The 18,602-nt window shown below is 44.7% G+C and carries 19 protein-coding genes; 14 read left to right on the top strand and 5 right to left on the bottom strand.

The genetic code is table 11. The annotated features are described in order from the left end of the window. Positions 1 to 44: 44 nt before the first annotated feature. Complete coding sequence (locus MKS89_RS14955) at positions 45 to 1,043, bottom strand: alpha/beta fold hydrolase (protein ID WP_072959447.1); 999 nt, start codon at positions 1,041 to 1,043, stop codon at positions 45 to 47. A gap of 72 nt (positions 1,044 to 1,115) precedes the next feature. Here MKS89_RS14955 and rhtB point away from each other — a divergent pair, with 72 nt between their 5' ends. Continuing rightward, positions 1,116 to 1,733, top strand: coding sequence for a homoserine/homoserine lactone efflux protein (gene rhtB, locus MKS89_RS14950; RefSeq protein WP_072959452.1), 618 nt, complete (start codon positions 1,116 to 1,118; stop codon positions 1,731 to 1,733). A 9-nt stretch (positions 1,734 to 1,742) separates the two neighbouring features. Next, complete coding sequence (locus MKS89_RS14945; protein WP_072959454.1) at positions 1,743 to 2,969, top strand: EAL and HDOD domain-containing protein; 1,227 nt, start codon at positions 1,743 to 1,745, stop codon at positions 2,967 to 2,969. Positions 2,970 to 3,035: 66 nt separating this feature from the next. Here MKS89_RS14945 and MKS89_RS14940 read toward each other — a convergent pair whose 3' ends face one another. After that, entirely contained in the window at positions 3,036 to 3,506 is a 471-nt protein-coding gene (locus MKS89_RS14940) for a Dps family protein (RefSeq protein WP_072959457.1), read from the bottom strand. 213 nt (positions 3,507 to 3,719) lie between these two features. Between MKS89_RS14940 and MKS89_RS14935 the strand changes: the two genes are divergently transcribed. From MKS89_RS14935 to MKS89_RS14920, 4 genes are all read left to right on the top strand, one after another. Next, the gene (locus tag MKS89_RS14935) at positions 3,720 to 4,724 is read left to right on the top strand and encodes an acyltransferase (protein ID WP_072959459.1); all 1,005 of its coding nucleotides are present in this window, start codon (positions 3,720 to 3,722) and stop codon (positions 4,722 to 4,724) included. Between the two features lie 50 nt (positions 4,725 to 4,774). Then, positions 4,775 to 5,146, top strand: a complete 372-nt coding sequence (locus tag MKS89_RS14930; RefSeq protein WP_072959462.1) for a DUF4145 domain-containing protein — start codon at positions 4,775 to 4,777, stop codon at positions 5,144 to 5,146. 866 nt (positions 5,147 to 6,012) lie between these two features. Beyond that, a complete protein-coding gene (locus MKS89_RS14925) occupies positions 6,013 to 6,606 on the top strand; it encodes a lysoplasmalogenase family protein (RefSeq protein ID WP_072959464.1) in 594 nt (197 codons plus the stop codon). A gap of 133 nt (positions 6,607 to 6,739) precedes the next feature. Continuing rightward, a complete protein-coding gene (locus MKS89_RS14920) occupies positions 6,740 to 7,327 on the top strand; it encodes a YhgN family NAAT transporter (RefSeq protein WP_072959466.1) in 588 nt (195 codons plus the stop codon). A gap of 35 nt (positions 7,328 to 7,362) precedes the next feature. On the opposite strand, the gene rsmD is transcribed toward MKS89_RS14920, so the two are convergent. After that, positions 7,363 to 7,965 carry a 16S rRNA (guanine(966)-N(2))-methyltransferase RsmD gene (gene rsmD / locus MKS89_RS14915; RefSeq protein ID WP_072959469.1) on the bottom strand — a complete coding sequence of 201 codons (603 nt, stop codon included), beginning with the start codon at positions 7,963 to 7,965 and terminating at the stop codon, positions 7,363 to 7,365. Between the two features lie 242 nt (positions 7,966 to 8,207). Here rsmD and ftsY point away from each other — a divergent pair, with 242 nt between their 5' ends. The 6 genes from ftsY to glpG all read left to right on the top strand — a co-directional run bounded on the left by ftsY (position 8,208) and on the right by glpG (position 13,914). Next, positions 8,208 to 9,440 carry a signal recognition particle-docking protein FtsY gene (gene ftsY, locus MKS89_RS14910; RefSeq protein WP_072959471.1) on the top strand — a complete coding sequence of 411 codons (1,233 nt, stop codon included), beginning with the start codon at positions 8,208 to 8,210 and terminating at the stop codon, positions 9,438 to 9,440. 153 nt (positions 9,441 to 9,593) lie between these two features. Continuing rightward, the gene (ftsE, locus tag MKS89_RS14905) at positions 9,594 to 10,268 is read left to right on the top strand and encodes a cell division ATP-binding protein FtsE (protein ID WP_021021152.1); all 675 of its coding nucleotides are present in this window, start codon (positions 9,594 to 9,596) and stop codon (positions 10,266 to 10,268) included. After that, complete coding sequence (gene ftsX / locus MKS89_RS14900; protein WP_072959474.1) at positions 10,258 to 11,238, top strand: permease-like cell division protein FtsX; 981 nt, start codon at positions 10,258 to 10,260, stop codon at positions 11,236 to 11,238. Before ftsE ends, ftsX begins: the two co-directional genes overlap by 11 nt. 171 nt (positions 11,239 to 11,409) lie before the next feature. After that, entirely contained in the window at positions 11,410 to 12,264 is an 855-nt protein-coding gene (gene rpoH / locus MKS89_RS14895) for an RNA polymerase sigma factor RpoH (protein WP_072959476.1), read from the top strand. 397 nt (positions 12,265 to 12,661) lie between these two features. Next, positions 12,662 to 12,985 (top strand): thiosulfate sulfurtransferase GlpE, encoded by a 324-nt coding sequence (gene glpE / locus MKS89_RS14890; RefSeq protein WP_072959478.1) that lies wholly within the window; start codon positions 12,662 to 12,664, stop codon positions 12,983 to 12,985. A gap of 92 nt (positions 12,986 to 13,077) precedes the next feature. After that, a complete protein-coding gene (glpG, locus tag MKS89_RS14885; protein ID WP_072959480.1) occupies positions 13,078 to 13,914 on the top strand; it encodes a rhomboid family intramembrane serine protease GlpG in 837 nt (278 codons plus the stop codon). A gap of 79 nt (positions 13,915 to 13,993) precedes the next feature. On the opposite strand, the gene MKS89_RS14880 is transcribed toward glpG, so the two are convergent. Next, on the bottom strand, positions 13,994 to 14,404 hold the full coding sequence (locus MKS89_RS14880; RefSeq protein WP_072959482.1) for a flagellar basal body-associated protein FliL: 411 nt from the start codon (positions 14,402 to 14,404) through the stop codon (positions 13,994 to 13,996). A 131-nt stretch (positions 14,405 to 14,535) separates the two neighbouring features. On the opposite strand from MKS89_RS14880, the gene MKS89_RS14875 reads away from it, so the two are divergent. Then, positions 14,536 to 15,117, top strand: a complete 582-nt coding sequence (locus MKS89_RS14875; RefSeq protein ID WP_306345690.1) for a chorismate lyase — start codon at positions 14,536 to 14,538, stop codon at positions 15,115 to 15,117. After that, the gene (ubiA, locus tag MKS89_RS14870) at positions 15,114 to 15,974 is read left to right on the top strand and encodes a 4-hydroxybenzoate octaprenyltransferase (RefSeq protein ID WP_072959484.1); all 861 of its coding nucleotides are present in this window, start codon (positions 15,114 to 15,116) and stop codon (positions 15,972 to 15,974) included. The genes MKS89_RS14875 and ubiA overlap by 4 nt, the downstream gene beginning before the upstream one ends. A 120-nt stretch (positions 15,975 to 16,094) precedes the next feature. On the opposite strand, the gene plsB is transcribed toward ubiA, so the two are convergent. Next, on the bottom strand, positions 16,095 to 18,518 hold the full coding sequence (plsB, locus tag MKS89_RS14865) for a glycerol-3-phosphate 1-O-acyltransferase PlsB (protein WP_072959487.1): 2,424 nt from the start codon (positions 18,516 to 18,518) through the stop codon (positions 16,095 to 16,097). Between the last annotated feature and the right edge of the window lie 84 nt (positions 18,519 to 18,602).

Below are 18,602 nucleotides of genomic sequence, written 5' to 3'. Positions count from 1 at the left end.
TATTTTTGTCCGTTTGTTACCAAACCGTTTATCAATCAGATGTGTCAGGTTGAACGATGGGAGGAAAAGTGCCGGAGGATCGCATCCAGAGTTGGGATTCGATATTGATCACTTTCAAATAACAACTCATGATTTGCACCTTCAATCTTAAGACAGGTGCAGTGTGGATTGGTTTTAGCAACTTTGTGACAGAACAAATTCTGGGCATGATTACTGACGATCTTTTCTTCTCCTGCTTGTACGATCAGTGTGGGCAGCGTGACTTGCCGCGTCAGTTGATGACATTGTTTGATTGCCATGAGACTTTGCCAGACCCACTGTGCACTAGGCCCGCCTAATTTTAATTCAGGATGATTCTCATACAGCTGTCTGAACCAACGATATCTTGTCTGGCTATGTGTCAACGGATTATTTTCAAACGGTTTAGACAAGTATCCTTGATAGCCCGGTGCATATTTCGGCTCAGATGTCAGTGCCGACAAAATCTGAGTTAGAGGGATCGCAATCGGACGCAGTAGATAGGGGATGTGAACCCCGAACATCGGTGCGGTTAATGCCATGGCATCAAAGCCATGCTCTGGATGGGTCTGAATATAGCGTGTGACGACTGCCCCTCCCATCGAGTGGGCGAGTAGAAAACGGGCCCGGTAAGTTTTGGTTGCTAAGGTTTGTGCGAGGATGCTTTCCATATCACGCACATAGTCATGAAACTCGCCGACATGGCCAATTTGTTTGTCAGTACAAAGTCGCTCAGACAGCCCTTGTCCACGGTGGTCATATGTATAAATATCATATCCTTGGCGGAATAAGTCGTAGAGTAGCTCCTGATATTTCCACACGGACTCTATGCGTCCGTTTGCAATCAATATCATTTGGTCATGATCGGGGTGAGTAAAGCGGCACCAGTAGAGTCGCTTTTTATCATATGTACGGAGTATCCCTTCCTGTCTCTCCTGCCAGAAAGTCGAAATATCATTGCTGACGGCTTGCTCAAAGAGAAACTCTTGCGTATAAGGGGAGGTCAGTATTTCATGTTGATTCATAATCCAACTGATTGCTGATAGTATGAGAACTATTTGTATTGCGTTAAGTGTCTTTATTATAGAGGAATTCCCATGGAACTACACGTCTGGCTTGCTTATGTCGCCACGGCAATTATTTTCAGTTTGGCTCCCGGTTCTGGCACTGTGAATTCTATCAGTAATGGTCTCAGTTACGGTGTCCGCAGGTCTCTGTTTGCGATTGCAGGGCTTCAGTTGGGATTATGCTTTCACATCTTGTTGGTCGGGGTGGGTGTCGGTGCTTTGGTAGCTCAGTCAGTGCTTGCGTTTAGTATCATTAAATGGATTGGCGTTGTTTACCTTATATGGTTGGGAATCCAGAAATGGCGCGATACTAGCACGTCTTTTACGACTGAATCACAGACTTTTCATCAACCTTGGGTTATGCTGCGCAAATCGATGTTGATCAATTTAACTAATCCGAAATCAATTGTTTTTCTGGTGGCTCTTTTTCCTCAATTTATTCAACCGGAAGGCCCTCAGATGATTCAACTCATTATTTTAGGTGTCACGACCATGACCATCGATACACTGGTGATGCTGACATATACTTCACTTGCAGCGAAACTCAGGCGATATATGCGCTCGGAGTTTATGATGCGTCGTTTAAATAAGGTGTTTGGATCTGCATTTTTGGGTTGTGGCGCTTTATTGGCTGTGGCAAAAGCCTAGGTTCGAAAAATGCGATATACATATGTTGCTCGTCAGCCAATCCTTAATGCAAAAGGTGTCACGTTAGGCTACGAGTTACTTTTTCGTGATGGAGAAATGAATGCTTTTCCATCTCACATTAGTTCAGAGCGGGCAACCTATCGTTTAATTGCTGAAAACTTTCTGACGGTTGGTTGCACATCTGATCGACGGTCGGCACGTTGTTTTATCAATTTTCCCTATAAAAGCCTGATTCGTCGGCTTCCCTTTACGCTGCCCAAGCACAGGATTGTCGTCGAGGTGTTGGAAACTTGTGAACCGACGGATGAGTTATACTACGTTATCCGTGATTTACATCGCCACGGCTATTTACTGGCATTGGATGATTTCGTCTATTCGCCAGCGTGGGAACGCTTTCTCCCTTATGTTCATATTGTTAAATTGGATATCATGGCTTTGGGTGTGGATGAGGCTTGCCAGTTTGTCCAAGAAAAAATTGCCGATAAATATCAGTGTCGGTTTCTTGCGGAGCGGGTAGAAACGGAAGAAGAGTTTCTGCAAACCAAAGCTGCCGGATTCTCCTTTTTTCAAGGTTATTATTTTAGAAAGCCACAGGTGACGAAAAAGCGCTATGTGGTTCCAGAATACCTGACTGCAATGAATTTATTTATTGAAGTCTGTCGGCCTGAGGTGGACTTTGAACGAGTCGAAGAGATCCTCTCACAAGATGTCACTTTATCTTATAAATTACTCCGTTTTGTCAATGCACTTTCAGATCGTCTTTGTGTCAGCATCTCCTCGTTCCGCCAAGCACTCATCTATTTAGGTCAAGACCGGCTCAAGTCTTTTGTGTCTCTGACCGTTGCATCTTACATTGCTGTGGATAAGCCGAAAGAACTCTATCGATTATCGTTACAGCGCGCTCATTTTTGTCAGCTGATGTCATCCCATGATGTTTTTCATGAGTTGAAAGGGCAGGCATTTATGATCGGTCTGTTTTCTGTGCTCGATGCCATTCTGGATGTTTCCATTGATGATTTAATGGAGCAGTTACCATTACCTGAAGTCGCGAAAGAAGCCCTGGCGAAGCGCAAAGGTGTTTTTGGCGACCTACTGACGATTCAGGAGCATTTTGAACGAGGTGACTGGCACGGCATTGAAACGGAGAGCGTAAAAATCGGTCTATCGGTTGAGGAAGTCAGTCAATCACTTCATGACGCATTATGTTGGAGTAACAATGCTCAATATATCGTGTGACCCCTCAGACCGATAGTCATAGAACGTTCTCAGAATTGTGATACGCGTTTTTGAAAACCAATCACTTTACTGTAGCCAAGCGTTAAACATCCAGATTTGTTTTTCTTGTTCTCTGATGTAATCGCTCATCAATGCTGCGGTGCCTTCGTCGCTTGCATCACCAGCAATCCCTAAAATTTCTCGTTGTTGTTTTACCAGCGTTCCGAATCCCTGAACTAAACCTTCAACCGTTGTTTTTGCCTGAGAAGCTTGCTTATGCTCCTTAATTTCAGAGCATGCCACATAATCACTGAAGGTATGCAGCGGTGTGCTGCCTAATGTCAGGATGCGCTCGGCGACTTCATCGATTTTAGTCAATAGATCGGTATAGATTTCTTCAAACTTGGTATGAAGTTCAAAAAACTCTGGTCCTTTGATGTTCCAGTGGTAACCCCTGACATTCATGTAAAATACCTGATAGTTGGCAAGGAGTTGATTTAAAGATGTTGCGAGTTTTTGGCTCGTTGTACTGTCTAAGCCGATGACATTCGTTTTCATAAGACACTCCATCTATTACTGAGTTCTGTTCAATTCCTGTACATCATACGTCAGCTAAGTAATGAAATGAATTCGGTTGAGCTGATTTTATTAATTGGTAATTCCTATCAATCTGAATTTCTGACATAAGCTTGAATAAAAGATAACCATAGAATGTTGTATCTGACAGGGCGATCTCGCTAGAGTCATCGACAAGATAAGAGGAGATTCAAGATGAGTCCCAGTCGGGTTTTATATTTCGATTTATTGCGTTCTCTGGCTGCACTGTTTGTTGTCGGTATTCATGTCTTGGGACCATTTCGTCATCAATATGGTGTAATTCATTTTGATCACTGGCTCGTTGCTGTCGGATTGAATAGCATCAGCCGATGGGCCGTTCCGGTTTTTATCATGGTTTCCGGTGCGCTGCTTATTCGTGATGCCCGTCCTTTCGACGGGAAATACTATCTTCAGCGCAGAGTCATGAAAGTGGTGATTCCGTTTCTGATCTGGTCCGTTTTTTATGCTTATTTATCGGGTTGGGATACGACGGGTTTTGATTGGGGTAATGTCAAGGAACGACTCTCCGAGATGCCCCATGAAGCGACCTATTATCATCTTGGATTCTTTTATTATTTTATCCCGCTATATGCTTTAGTCCCTTTCTTTCATTGGGCCGTCAGACGATATGAATGGTTTACACCAAGTTATCTGTTGCTATGGCTTTTCAGCTCCGTCGCGTATTTGTTTTACTGGAATGGGGTCTGGTCTTATTCATTGTGGCTTTATTCCGGCTATCTGTTGCTCGGATATTATTTGTCCCGAGAAGCGAGTCATGTCTGGCTTTGGGGGCTGCTGGGAAGTATCGGCTTGATGGTAACCGCTTATATGGTGATTCATCTGAGCGTGGGGGCGGGGGAATATACAGTCAAGCGCTGGCTTTCCTACAAAACGATCAATACCGTTGTGATTGCAGGGATGATTTTTGTCCTGTGCCGACACTGGGGGGAGCACTTATCTCCGATGTGGCAAAAGGTGATACGCTTTACCAGCCGCTATAGTTTGGGAATATACATCCTTCATCCGTTGGTTTTATGGCCCATGCATCATTTTGAGCTAAATTTCTCGGGGCACCCACTTTGGGTGATTCCATTATGGATTATAATGAGTTATATCGGTGCTTTGGTGATGAGTTGGATATGTGCTCGTTTCCGATTGACACGCTGGTTGTTGCCATAATATCAGCATCATAGGTTATCTGGGCATCAGGATAAATCGAGGGGATAGCCATGTCAGAGATTGAAAAAGTTGTTATCAGAACACGAAAACTGGAACATCTCCTTCGTGTTCAATATCACGCAGAAGGACGAGGGTTGCATCAACTGATCTCGAGTTGTGAAAACCGCTTACCGCACAATGTCATCAAAAAACTGCGATATATTGCGACGGTTCGCAACAAGTTACTGCATGAAACCGATTATCAACTAGACGATTGTGAAGCATTTTTGGATGCTTATGATGAGTGTATGAAAGAGTTAATGCCAAGGAGTGGTCGTTTTATCTGGCGCGCAGCTATCTCTGTGATGATGGTGATAACGATAATTGCTCTCGCTGTTTATTACATCCATTGGGAATTCGTATCAGCGAAATTATTTGAATGAATGATTTGACACCTTGATAAACAAAAAAGGGACGCTTTTAGCGTCCCTTTTTTGTTTATCAAGGTGTCAATAAAACAGAGGCAGTGTCATAAGGCCGAGAATAACCGCAATCATGACGAGTCCCTGCTTTTGAGATGGCGTAATCATAACACACTGCTCCTAGAATTTATTTGTCAATATTTATACAGAGTATCATTTTTTCATGATTGATCAAATTTATTTTGTAAAATCTTTGAAAAACTATGTTTATGCTGCGTTATAAGTCGTCTGAGGTTGGTTTTTGATGTTGTTTTTGGTTGTTTGTTATTTATCCTATATTGATTTTTAGTGATATTTTTTATTTAACTGTTTGATTTAAATTTATTTTTATTGTTGTAAAGAGTGATTGTTATATAGCCTTATTGGTTTTGGTTGTTTAAGTAGCTCAGTAGTTTTTATGTGGGGTTTTAAGCAATAACTGACCTGTATATCGATGCATTTGACAATAGTTCTCAAATTGAACATCACGAATGTCAATTTTTAGTGGTCTGACGTGTTCTTTTGTCTATCATGATTGAGTTTTAACTCATTTTTGTTTTTATTGATTTTTGTTATTTAATATATTGTTTTTTTAAAGTTATTTGTTTTTTGACAAGCATCATTTACGCCATTTGAAACTGATTAAACGTTCACTTGTATTTTGGTTTTTTGGCTAAAAATCAGGGTTCATTCATTTACTGTTAATTTTATGATGTTTTGGTGGGTTTTTACTGTTTTTATACGGTGCAGCTTTACTTCTTTACTCAGATCCAAGTTTTTGACGTCATCGGTGGATTTCTCATAAAACGACTATAAACTAGCAGCTGTTCAACACGAAGGTAGCTTGTATGCAAGAAAGCCATGTCGGTCACCAAAACAGACTCTCTTTTTATTTGGGGCTCATTTGTACCATCGTATTATTGGTCTTGATGTGGAGCCTTACGTCAGAATGGCGTGCTTCAACCGTCTGGAGTTCAGTCGCATTATGTTGCTGTCTGATTTTTACGTGGTCCTTTGTCGGGCAAACCAAATTTCGTCTATCTTTTTCCGCTTTCCTGTTGAGTTGTATCGCTTTCAGCTTGGCCTTCTGGCAACATATTTTGTATCCGATCCAGTGGTGGTTGCCGATCACTCTGATTGCGCTCGGTATTGTTCTCTATCTGCTTTTTCTGCCTCATATCGATAAACGGATGACGGTCGTTGCTGTTTTAGGTACAGGACTACTCGGGTTGATTTGGTCTGCCAGTGGCTGGTGGCTTCAGACTCGCAGTTGGAGTGCTCTAGAAGCCTCTATCGGTGCTGTGCTATGGTTTGTCGTGTTTTTTCGGGTCATGGTCTACCCCGGACAAGAAAAGGTGAATCAACTCTCTTTAGTCACGACCAGCGGGTTTTTAGTGGCTTTATGTTTACTTGTTGTTGCGATATTACCATTGCATCTCTAAGTTGATTCTTTTGGCGTTTCCGATGGATGGCAGTGCTTGAACATAGCGCTCTCCGACGAGCTTATTCGGACGTCGAAATCTTGCTTGTGGGTTGTTATACTTCGTTTTTTATTGAACCGTCTGAGATGTAAATATGGAAATTATTTCCGTCGCGACCATGATGTTTTTGATTATGGATCCGCTTGGTAACCTCCCTATCGTGCTTGCGATATTAAAACACCTCGACCCGAAACGACGACGTATCGTGTTAATTCGGGAGTTGTGTTTTGCACTGCTCATTTTGATGATTTTCCTGTTTGCCGGTAAAAATATCCTTGGTTTCCTGAAAGTTGCCCCGGAGACGTTGAGCATATCCGGCGGTGTGATTCTGTTTATTATTGCCATTAAGATGATCTTTCCAAGTGCCGGTTCAATTACGGGGCTGGCTGCTGGCGAAGAACCCTTTATCGTACCGATGGCCGTTCCGATGATTGCCGGTCCGTCTTTGATCGCATCGTTATTGGTATTTTCTACACAGTCGCCAAACGACTTACCAGAGTTGGCATTGGCTGTTTTTCTGGCATGGTCCGGCACATCGATTATTTTGATGTTTTATGACTTTTTCCACCGGATTTTAGGAGAAAAAGGTTTGAGAGCAGCCGAGCGTTTAATGGGACTACTTTTGGTGATGGTTTCAACGCAGATGTTTTTGGATGGTATCAAAAGTTATGTGGCAGGCTGAGTCTGTGTCAGGCCCGTCATTGGAGAAGCCCCGATTTAAGGGGCTTTTTGATATAAGCGATAACAAACTTGTCCGGCAACTTTTTCTCGGTAAAGTTGCCACGATGCAGGGATGGCTGTGACTGGCCATTCTTTTTCACTCTCGATATAAATCATTGCCTGTTCGTGCAACCATTGGTTGCTCTCCAGTAAGTGGAGCGTTTCCTCCAGTAACCCTTGTCGGAACGGTGGGTCGATAAACACAATATCATAGGTTCCTTCTGGTGGCGTTTGAGCGAGATAAAGCAGCGCATCGCTTTGAATGATTTGGAGTTGTGTCGCTGACAGCGCCTGCTGATTTTTCTTGAGTTGCTGAAATGCGGCTGGGTTTTTCTCGATCATGGTCACCTGTTCAGCCTGACGTGATGCCGCTTCGAAGCCTAGGCTTCCTGAACCGGCAAACAGATCGAGACAACGAGCCTGAGGGATATCGGTCGCCAGCCAGTTAAACAGGGTTTCTTTGACTCTGTCTGTGGTGGGTCTGAGACCTTCAGCATCATGAACCGGCAGTTTTCGGCCTTTCCACAATCCACTAATAATCCGAATAAAGCCTGATTTGTCTCTTTTTTGTGACTGGTTTGGCTGACGATGTTTTCCCATGATTTTTTGACCGAAAATAAAGTGTTAATATAGCCGCCCGGCCTGTTTTGTTGCAGACGGGTGAAGGTACGAATTGAAGTATGATGAAGTTTAACAGCCTGAGTTTAGATTTTTCACGGCTTTGTCATTTTTCTTTTCTTGAGCATATCAATATTCTGAGAAAAGTATGATACCAATGACGTCATCAGTAGAACTGGTATTATAACGTTTTGAAGCGATGAATAAATCTAGGATATTTCCAGATGACAGAAAAAAAGAAGCGTGGCCTGCTGTCATGGCTTGGTTTTGGTGATGATGAGACTCCCAAGGAAAAAAATGATCTGACTGAAACATCGACAGACAACGATGTCGGTGAAGATATCCCTGAAGTGGATGAGTCTGTGGCTGACGCTGCGCCGACAGAGGAAAACGCGGCAAGTGAAGCGGCGGAATTGCCTGAGCATCAAACTGAGGTTGAAACGGATCGTATCCCGGAATCGAGTGAAGCGAGTCACGCAGAGCCAGTCCCGGAAGCGCCTCAACCCGTGAGAGTCGCCGAACAGGAAAAACCGACCGAAGGATTTTTTGCACGTTTAAAAAGAAGCCTGAGCCGGACCAAGGCAAACATCGGTGCCGGATTTTTTGGTTTATTCAAAGGGAAAAAGATCGATGAAGATCTTTTCGAAGAACTTGAAGAACAGTTGTTAGTCGCCGATGTCGGTATGGATACAACGGTTAAGATCATTAACAACCTGACAGAAAAAGCCAATCGCCAACAGTTAAAAGACGGTGAAGCACTATACGGCTTGCTGAAAGAGGAAATGGGAGAGATTCTCTCTCATGTCGAGCAGCCTTTAGTGATTGATGAGCAGAAAACCCCTTACGTGATTCTGATGGTCGGTGTGAATGGGGTGGGGAAAACCACCACAATCGGTAAGCTGGCGAAACAATATCAGATGCAAGGTAAAAAGGTCATGCTTGCTGCCGGTGATACATTCCGAGCCGCTGCCGTTGAGCAGCTGCAAATCTGGGGAGAACGTAATCAAGTGCCAGTGATTGCCCAGCATACCGGTGCTGACAGCGCCTCCGTGATTTACGATACCATTGAGGCCGCCAAGGCGCGGGGTATCGATGTGGTTATTGCTGATACTGCCGGACGATTACAAAATAAAGGCAACCTGATGGAAGAGTTGCGCAAAATTGTACGCGTCATGAAGAAGCTTGATGAATCGGCGCCTCATGAGATCATGCTGACTTTAGATGCCGGTACCGGCCAGAATGCGATCAGCCAAGCCAAACTCTTCAGTGAGGTTGCACCGGTGACGGGGATTACCCTGACAAAACTTGATGGAACAGCCAAAGGCGGGGTGATTTTTGCGATTGCTGATCAGTTTAAAATCCCGATTCGCTTTATTGGTGTCGGAGAAGGCATTGATGATTTACGACCTTTCCAAACTGAAGAGTTTATCGAAGCGTTGTTCAGTCGGGATGAATAGTTGCAGTGAGATCAATCGTTCGGGTGACGCCCGCGAACAATGATCGTGAAATTGACGGGATTCAAAGCTGACAATGCTGCAAAACAGACCGTAGTAAAGACAGTATACAGACGGGCAATAAACACGGATTATGCTTGAGGAAGGGGATAGCGAGTGATCAGATTTCAGCAAGTGAGTAAAGCCTATCGAGGGGGACGACAAGCCTTACAAAAAGTCGACTTCCACCTTCGTCGAGGGGAAATGGCATTTGTCGGTGGGCATTCAGGTGCTGGGAAAAGCACATTACTGAAATTGATTTGTGCTATCGAACGGCCGACTGACGGGCGGATCCATTTTAACGGACACGATATCACACGTATTCCGAATCCCGATATTCCGTTTTTACGGCGTAATATCGGGATTGTCTTTCAAGAGCATCGGCTGTTGATGGATCGTAGTGTGTTCGATAACGTGGCACTCCCGATGCGTATTGAATCGATCTCTGAAAATGAGATCAAAAGACGCGTCTCAGCGGCTTTGGATAAAACCGGGCTCCTAGATAAAACGCGTTGCCTACCGAGTCAGCTTTCCGGAGGGGAGCAGCAGCGTGTCGGTATCGCAAGGGCAGTGGTGAATCGACCGACATTGTTATTGGCTGATGAACCAACCGGTAATCTTGATCCGGATTTATCCAATCGGATTCTTCGCTTGTTTGAGGAGTTCAACCGTGCCGGTGTGACAATCTTGCTTGCTACGCATGATATCAATCTGGTCAATTCCCGTCCGATGTATCGTCATCTCGAGTTAAATCAGGGTTTCTTAAGTGAGGTTGAAGATTATGGCCACTAAGCCGAAAAACAAACGCACCTCCAACTCAAAGAAAAAACGAGAACAAAAGCGTCCGCCTCGCGATCACTTTCTGGCAATACATTACAAGCAAGCGAAGTTGTCTTTTCTGGCCCTTTGGCAGCAGCGCCCGATGGGAAACCTACTGACATTGGCAGTGATTTCGATGGCGTTAACCATGCCTACCTGTCTGTACTTGTTAAGTAAAAATGTCGCCTCGGTTGCCAGCCATGTTGCCACGCCTTCGCAAATCAGCGTTTATCTTGAAGAAGGCACACCCGAAGCCCGGGTGATGGTGCTGAAAGATGAAATAGAAGTGCGCCCGAGTGTTCAGAAGGTTGAATACATTTCTCCGCAACAAGGGTTGGCTGAGATGAGCCAACACGCGGGATTTGAGCAAGCGATCAGCCTGCTGGATGATTATGCATTACCCGGAGTAATCGTGATTACGCCCGCGGTGACCAACCAGTCAGAAGTGAAGCAGTTAGCTGAAAGTCTTCAGCATGAGCAGAATGTGACGGATGTGCGCCTTGACGAAGATTGGCTGACACGCTTGGATGCGATCGAACATCTGGCGGTAATGGTTGTCGTGAGCTTGTCATTGTTGATGTTTGCTGCTGTTTTCTTAATTGTCGGGAATACGCTACGTTTTAATGTGTTAGCCAATAAAGAAGAAATTCAAACGATGAAACTCATCGGGGCGACAGATGTGTTTATTCTGCGTCCTTATCTATACGCCGGCATGTGGTTTGGTTTGCTCGGTTCACTCAGCGCATGGTTATTTACGGCTTTTCTGACTATATTGTTTAATGGTGCAGTGAGTCAGTTGGCAACACTTTACGATAGTCAGTTCCGTCTTTTAGGACTCGGCTGGGATGAATCTTTACTACTTCTGATGGTCGGTACATTACTTAGCTGTATCGCAGCCAAGTTATCTGCACAACGACATTTGAAAGAAATTGAACCTGTGTAGAAAAGATGTGTCTTATCTCCTGAAGCTTGCAGCGAGTAAAAATGGGATCTTGACTTCCGATGGAAAATTGTTTATCTGTATCTGTTGGACTCAACTCGTAAGCAACAAGATGATAGAGTCCCACATAAATAGGTTGAGTACACTCTTAATCAGAAATTGATGAGGAATTGAATGACAAACCATACGTATCCAATGGCAGTTGTGACACAAGATAGCCTGGACAGCTATATCCGTTCTGTGAATAGTTATCCGATGCTGAGTGCAGAAGAAGAACATGAGCTTGCGGAACGATTACATTACAAAGGTGAAATTGAAGCCGCGAAAGGGTTAATTCTGTCGCATCTTCGTTTCGTTGTTCATATTGCTCGTGGTTATTCCGGTTATGGATTGCCAATGGCAGATCTGGTTCAGGAAGGCAATATCGGCTTGATGAAAGCGGTCAAGCGTTTCAATCCTGAAGTTGGTGTTCGTCTAGTCTCCTTTGCTGTGCACTGGATTAAAGCTGAAATTCATGAATACGTCCTTCGCAACTGGCGTATTGTTAAAATCGCGACAACGAAAGCGCAACGGAAACTTTTCTTTAATTTAAGAAAATCGAAAAAGCGTCTTGGTTGGTTCAACCATAGTGAAGTTGAAACGGTTGCGAAAGAGTTAGGTGTTGAGCCGTCAGATGTCCGGGAGATGGAATCTCGTTTGGCAGCTCAGGATGCGACCTTTGATATGTCTGTTGATGACGACGAAGGAAATGCAGTGTCAGCACCGGTCCTTTATCTCGAAGATAAAAACTCTGATGTTGCTGAAAATCTGGAAAGCACCAACTGGGAACAGCATACCAATCATCGTCTATCGTTAGCGATATCGAGTTTGGATGAGCGTAGCCAACATATTGTCCGGTCTCGTTGGTTGAATGAACCCAAAGCAACGTTACAAGATTTAGCCGATAATTATGGTGTATCCGCTGAGCGTATTCGTCAGCTAGAAAAAAATGCCATGAAGAAACTCAAGGATGCAGTCGGAGAAATGTAGGCATCCATTTTTCTCAGCGAGAACAAATTCAGAAACCGGGATCCCAGCGATCCCGGTTTTTATTTTTGATCCAAACCAGTGCAGCGCTGTCAATTTCGACCTGTGGATAAGTCTGTGTTTAAATGATTGACTTTCGGTGTATGAGACGTCATTACCAAGCGCTGAACAGATTGTTCAGCTTGGGGATATCAAAAGATTTACACACAATAAAATAAAGATCATTACTACATATTGTGGATCATTTTCACTCTGACTACTTTATCAACACAATTCACAGCTTTATCCACTGATGGTGAAAAAATGATCAAACATGGGTGGCCCCTGTGATTCGATTGTATTGATAGGTCCTGAATAGGTTACAATAGTGTTCACCGATAGAGTGCGGGAGTGATAAATCATGGAGCAATTTCAACATATTGATGTTCAGGGGGCGCTGAACATGATGCAAGAGCAGGGCGCAACGTTAGTCGATATTCGCGATCCTCAGTCGTTTGCCGTGGCACATGCTGAATCTGCGTTTCACTTGACCAACGGTACAATCAATCAGTTTATGGACGACGTTGATTATGAGACCCCAGTGCTTGTGATGTGTTATCACGGTATCAGCAGTCAGGGCGCAGCACAGTATTTAATTAATCAGGGATTTGAAGCGGTATATAGCATTGATGGTGGTTTTGAAGCTTGGCATCGAGCGAATTTACCGACTTCATCGTTGTCATAATATCAGTGCATCCTACGGTTATTGTGAGCGCATGACATGACGTTGTGAATCATCCAATGTTTCCCACTATTCGACGAAGAAGAGACAGAGATATGATACGTCTGATTACGATCGATAATCCTCGTTTGGGGCAGGCATTCATTGACTATATGGCTTTAAAGCATATAGAAATTGTGATGTCACCGGACTTAGAAGCAATGTTCTGTTTATGGTTAGTCAAAGATGAAAACCTGCATGAAGCCGAAATCGAACTGAAACAGTTTTTAGCACATCCGGAAGATCCGAAATACCGTGCAGCATCTTGGCAGACCGACGGTAAGCAAAAACCCTTATTTCGTTACCGCTCACCCAGTGTTTTACAGCTGTTTTACGCCAAAGCCGGTTATATGACATTGGGCGTGTGCTTACTGTGTATTGTTGTTTTTGTACTGCAGGTGTTTGGATTGCAGCAAACAATGTTTAATCTGCTCCATTTTCCCACCTCTCAAACCGGAGCTTGGCAAATTTGGCGTTGGGTTACACCGGCTTTTCTGCATTTTTCGATACTCCATATCATTTTTAACCTGTTGTGGTGGTGGTATCTGGGGGGCGATCTCGAAAAACGTCTGGGCGCTTGGAAATTGGCGAATCTACTGGTGTTGTCTTCAGCCGGATCAGGCATCGTACAATATTGGAGTGATGGCCCGGGGTTTGGTGGTTTGTCCGGTGTGGTTTATGCGTTGGTCGGTTTTATTTGGATGATTGGCTGGAAGCGGCCTGAACTTGGATTATCCATTCAGAAACCGTTACTCGGTTTCATGCTGATCTGGTTAGTCATTGCTTTTGTGCAACCCTTTATGCCAATTGCCAATAGTGCACACGTGGCTGGATTGTTGATCGGGATGGGACTCGGACTGTACGAAGCGAAACGAGCTCCGGCAAACGCATAAACAACTCGATAGGCGAACAACCCGGAACCTTGTGCCGAACAGGCAGGCTGTTTCTTGTTAGCAGACGACCTTTTTTAGGTTACTGATAAATATATTTAGTAAATAGCAAATCAGCGACGATGGAGCGCCCCGTTTCCGGTAAAAGCAAATCATTGATTTTTTTCACCAACATCTTTCTCAGATCTTCTCTGCCCGCAAGAGAGCGAATTGTATCCGCAGTCTGTTTCCCCATCAGCTCGACGACTGTATCGCGAATCAGTGGCTGATGTTTTTCGATGATCGGCAGATCTGAAGCACTGGCAACCATAATCTCGATACGAACTTGAATGTAGCCAAGCTCTTTCCCTTTGGTAAAGAAATTGGTGGTTAGATCGGGTTCCAGCGTAAAATAGGCAAGCTTAGGTGCACCTGAATCCTCAGCCGCATAGCTAAGTGAGACAGAGAACAGGCCTGTCATGAGAATGATGAGGGCTAAATAACGTTTCAGCATAATAATGTTATAATCTGACAAAGGTTGATGATATTCGAATCGCTCTGATCTTGTTACAATAGTTTACCCATTGATAACAAAGCTGACAGCCTTCGACATTCGCTTCAAAACAATATCCTAATCAGGATATTATGCAATCACAAAGGCATTCACATAAAAATAGTAGTATGCATCGATCAGTTTCGCCTTATCTATCGCTATTAAACCAGATAATCTGGCAAGAATGCGAAAATTTTTATTTTCCGACGCCAAAGATTAGACAATGGTTACAAGAACAGGGATCGCTTTCCCTGTTGATGAAAAACTATTGCCAGTCTCTATCCGTTGATGTACTCCGGCATGATTGGGAAGATACTGGCTGGTTTTCTGCGCAAGAGCAAAACTTGTTGTCTTCTCCTCAACGATGTCTGGTGCGTCAGGTGTTACTGTCGGGAGATAACACACCATGGGTGATTGGTCATACGTTGATTCCGCAGCTGGACAAGAGTGACTTGTCGAATCGTCTCTTTCGATTGGGAGCCTGTTCACTGGGGGATTTCGTGTTTCAATCTGAGGATGTTCAACGAGATGCGTTACAGGTCGCAAAAGTGGACACTGAAGATGGCGTATTGTGGGCGCGTCGCTCAAGGCTATGGATGGCACGTCAACCGATGCTTGTCACAGAACTATTTTTACCAGACGCCCCCGTGTATGTGAAGGAGAACAAAGAATGACTGTATCAAAGGCAAAAGCATACTGGCAATTGATGCGGATGGATCGCCCCATTGGCTCTTTGCTGTTGTTATGGCCGACGTTATGGGCATTGATTCTTGCTGCCGAAGGCATTCCTGATCTGAACGTTCTGTTTGTTTTTGTACTTGGGGTGGTCTTCATGCGGTCTGCCGGCTGTGTGATTAACGACTTTGCGGATCGTCATGTTGACGGGCATGTTCAACGAACACAAATGCGCCCCTTACCGGCTGGCCTCGTGACCGAGAAAGAGGCGGTCGGCTTATTTCTTATTTTGTCGTTGTTCTCGTTTGCGCTGGTTCTGACGATGAACAAACTCACCATTCAGCTCTCTTTTGCTGCGATTGTGTTGGCGTTTATTTATCCTTTCATGAAACGTTATACACATTTACCTCAGGTTTTTTTAGCACTGGCTTTTAGCTGGGCGATTCCAATGGCTTGGGCAGCACAGTCAAATAGCTTACCGGGCGTGGTATGGTTTATTTTTCTGATTAATTCGGTCTGGACAGTCGCTTATGATACACAATATGCGATGACCGATCGGGAAGATGATTTGAAGATCGGCGTAAAGTCGACTGCGGTTTTGTTTGGCCGCTTTGATAAGCTGATCATTGGCGCACTCCAACTGATCACGTTGCTGATGCTGATTGGCGTGGGTGTAATGTATCAGTTGAGCGCTATATTTTATTGGAGTGTGCTGATTGTGAGTGGATTATTTGTTTATCAACAGCATTTAATTCGGCACCGTCAGCGAACCCAGTGTCTACAAGCATTCTTGAACAACAACTATGTCGGCATGGTGATTACTGCGGGGTTGCTGGTTTCCATGTGGTCCCATTAAGCAGTGAACGCAGCGTGGCAAGAAAAACGGCATCAAATGATGCCGTTTCTTTTTGCCTGAATAAACCAGAGCCGCTGTGTTTAATTCAACGCTGTTTGCCCAACAAAGCAGGGATAAGCACTACTCAATCAGATAAATACTCTCTCTGATCGTTAAGCGGATTTCAGGATAGAGCAAGGTGAACATCAGTTCAGACAATTGCTGACATTTATCCGCACAGAGTTGCTGATCATGATTGAGATAGTTTTGCTGTTTCAGCGTGGTCATTAAGGCCGTAAATACACCCTTATCAAAAAACTCCGGCGCATTAATCCCATGGAGTCGTCCCAGACGACGGGCGATTTCCTGACTATTCTTTTCGAGCTCGCTTTTCGTCATATCCGGTGTCGAGACCAGTAAATTTAACGTAATCGCATAACGCTGTAGTGTTTCGGAAATTGTTCTGCCGAGTAAGATTAACACCTGTGTTCTGGCTGGATTGATCGACACCGTGTCATTTTCACATTGGATTAATTCCTGACGCTGCAATTCGCGCAGATAAGCATCAATATGATCGTCGAGTGCTTCCGGCTGAAAACTCAGGAACAGCTCTTGCTGGATGAATGGATAGATAAGCGCCACATAATTGCGCAGCGTATCGAGCGATAGCGATTGATGACTCACCAGTATCTGGGCAATCAGTGACGGCAATGCCAACAGATGAATAATATTGTTACGATAGTAAGTCATCAGAATCGATTGGTGACGATCCAGAGAGATGATTTCACCAATACTGTCGGATTCGATCAAAAACTTATCGAGCGATGTCGCATGCTCCACCAATGCCTTCGCACTATCTAGCGGAACGGTCATCGTTTCTGAATAAGGCACATTGCGCAATAGATCAAGATAACAGTCGATCTGTTTGATCAAGTTTTCCCGGGCAAGTGCACGCTGACGAGAAGCAAGCAGGGCAGTCGCACATAACGTCATGGCATTTGCTGCCGCAGCATCATTGACACGGGTCATCACTTTGGTTGCCAGTTGATTGACAAGCGGTGTGATCCACTGAGGACGACTGTTCCCGATCCGATCGATATCTTTGGTCCAGTCAGGGACTTGCTCATTCAAAAACTGATTGAGCAAGATAGGTTCGCCAAAGTTGACATACCCTTGACCGAAGTTCTTCAGTTTACGAATTGTGCGGATCACCAGACCGGCATTTTCTTTTTCTTTCTGCTTGCCGCGCAGCTCTTTGGCATAGGTCGAGACTTCCATGACATGTTCATAGCCAATGTACACGGGGACCAAGGTGACAGGGCGGTTGAGACCTCTTAACATCGCTTGGATCGTCATTGCCAGCATCCCCGTTTTGGCGGGAAGCAAGCGTCCGGTCCGCGAGCGTCCCCCTTCACTGAAATACTCAACGGAATATCCTTTCGCGAACAAGTCAGCCAGATATTCACGGAAAATCGTCGAATAAAGCTTATTGCCTTTAAAACTGCGGCGGATAAAAAATGCCCCGCCGCGCCGGAACAACGGACCCGCCGGGAAAAAGTTCAGATTCAGACCCGCAGCGATGTGGGGAGGCACCATTCCTTCATGATAAAGCACATAAGACAATAACAGATAGTCCATGTGACTCCGGTGGCAGGGCACATACACAATTTCATGACCATCTTGAGCCAGACGGCGGACACGCGCCGCATTGTGCACATTGATCCCTTGATAAATCCGGTTCCAGAGCCATTTCAGCAAGCGATCACTTTTGCGCACGAGAGAATAAGAAAAGTTTGCTGCAATCTCGTCTAATATTTTCAGTGCTTCTTTCTGTGCTTTTTTCTGCGAAATATTTTTGGTTTTGACTTCGTCATTGATCGCATGGCGAATGGCTTGGGATTGCATCAACCGTTGCAATAATACTTCCCGCTCCGGCAGTTGCGGCCCTGAGGCGGCCAGTTTCTGGCGTGAAAAATGAATCCTGGCGACCCGTGCAACTTTATGGGCGATGGCTGCATCCGTGCCGTGGCTGTCTGCCATATAGCGTAGAGAAACCACCGGACTGAAACGCACCAAGCAGTCTCTGCCGGACAGTAATACCGCCTTGGCCTTTTGTGGACCGTTCATCGGTTCCAGATAAGCTTTACTCTGGTTTTCTTTGCCGGGTTTTCTGCCCCACAGGACGGATGTCGGCAGTAACTGAATATCAAGCTCAGGATTGGCTTGATGTAATGCAAGTAATTCAGTGAACTGAGTGACGGAGCCGTAAGGCACATTGTCATCGCTGCGAATCAGGGTTGGCCGGGAGGCAATAAAAATATAACGCGTGAGTTTTTTACCATCGATTTCTAAAGGTTGAAACGGATCCGGCAGTCCTAGCTTCTCTGTTTGCTGTTTTAAAGTCAGCAGATCGACGGTCGATTGAAACGGGAGCGCATAGACGATGGGTTTTTCCAGATCAATATGGTGATCGGCGATGGGATCGGCTGGAACAACCGTACTCTTGGTCAAAACAGAAACAGGGATAGTGAATAGCGAACGTGATACTGATTGTCGGACTGACATAAAAGCTCGGACTCTCAAGAATAAATAACGAAATAGGAACCAGATTGTCACAATATCAATTACATCGATCTGGTCACCGGAATG

Origin of the sequence: Vibrio gazogenes, from assembly GCF_023920225.1 — a bacterium.
Taxonomy (GTDB): domain Bacteria; phylum Pseudomonadota; class Gammaproteobacteria; order Enterobacterales; family Vibrionaceae; genus Vibrio; species Vibrio gazogenes.
This window is presented reverse-complemented; position numbering and strand designations above follow the sequence as displayed.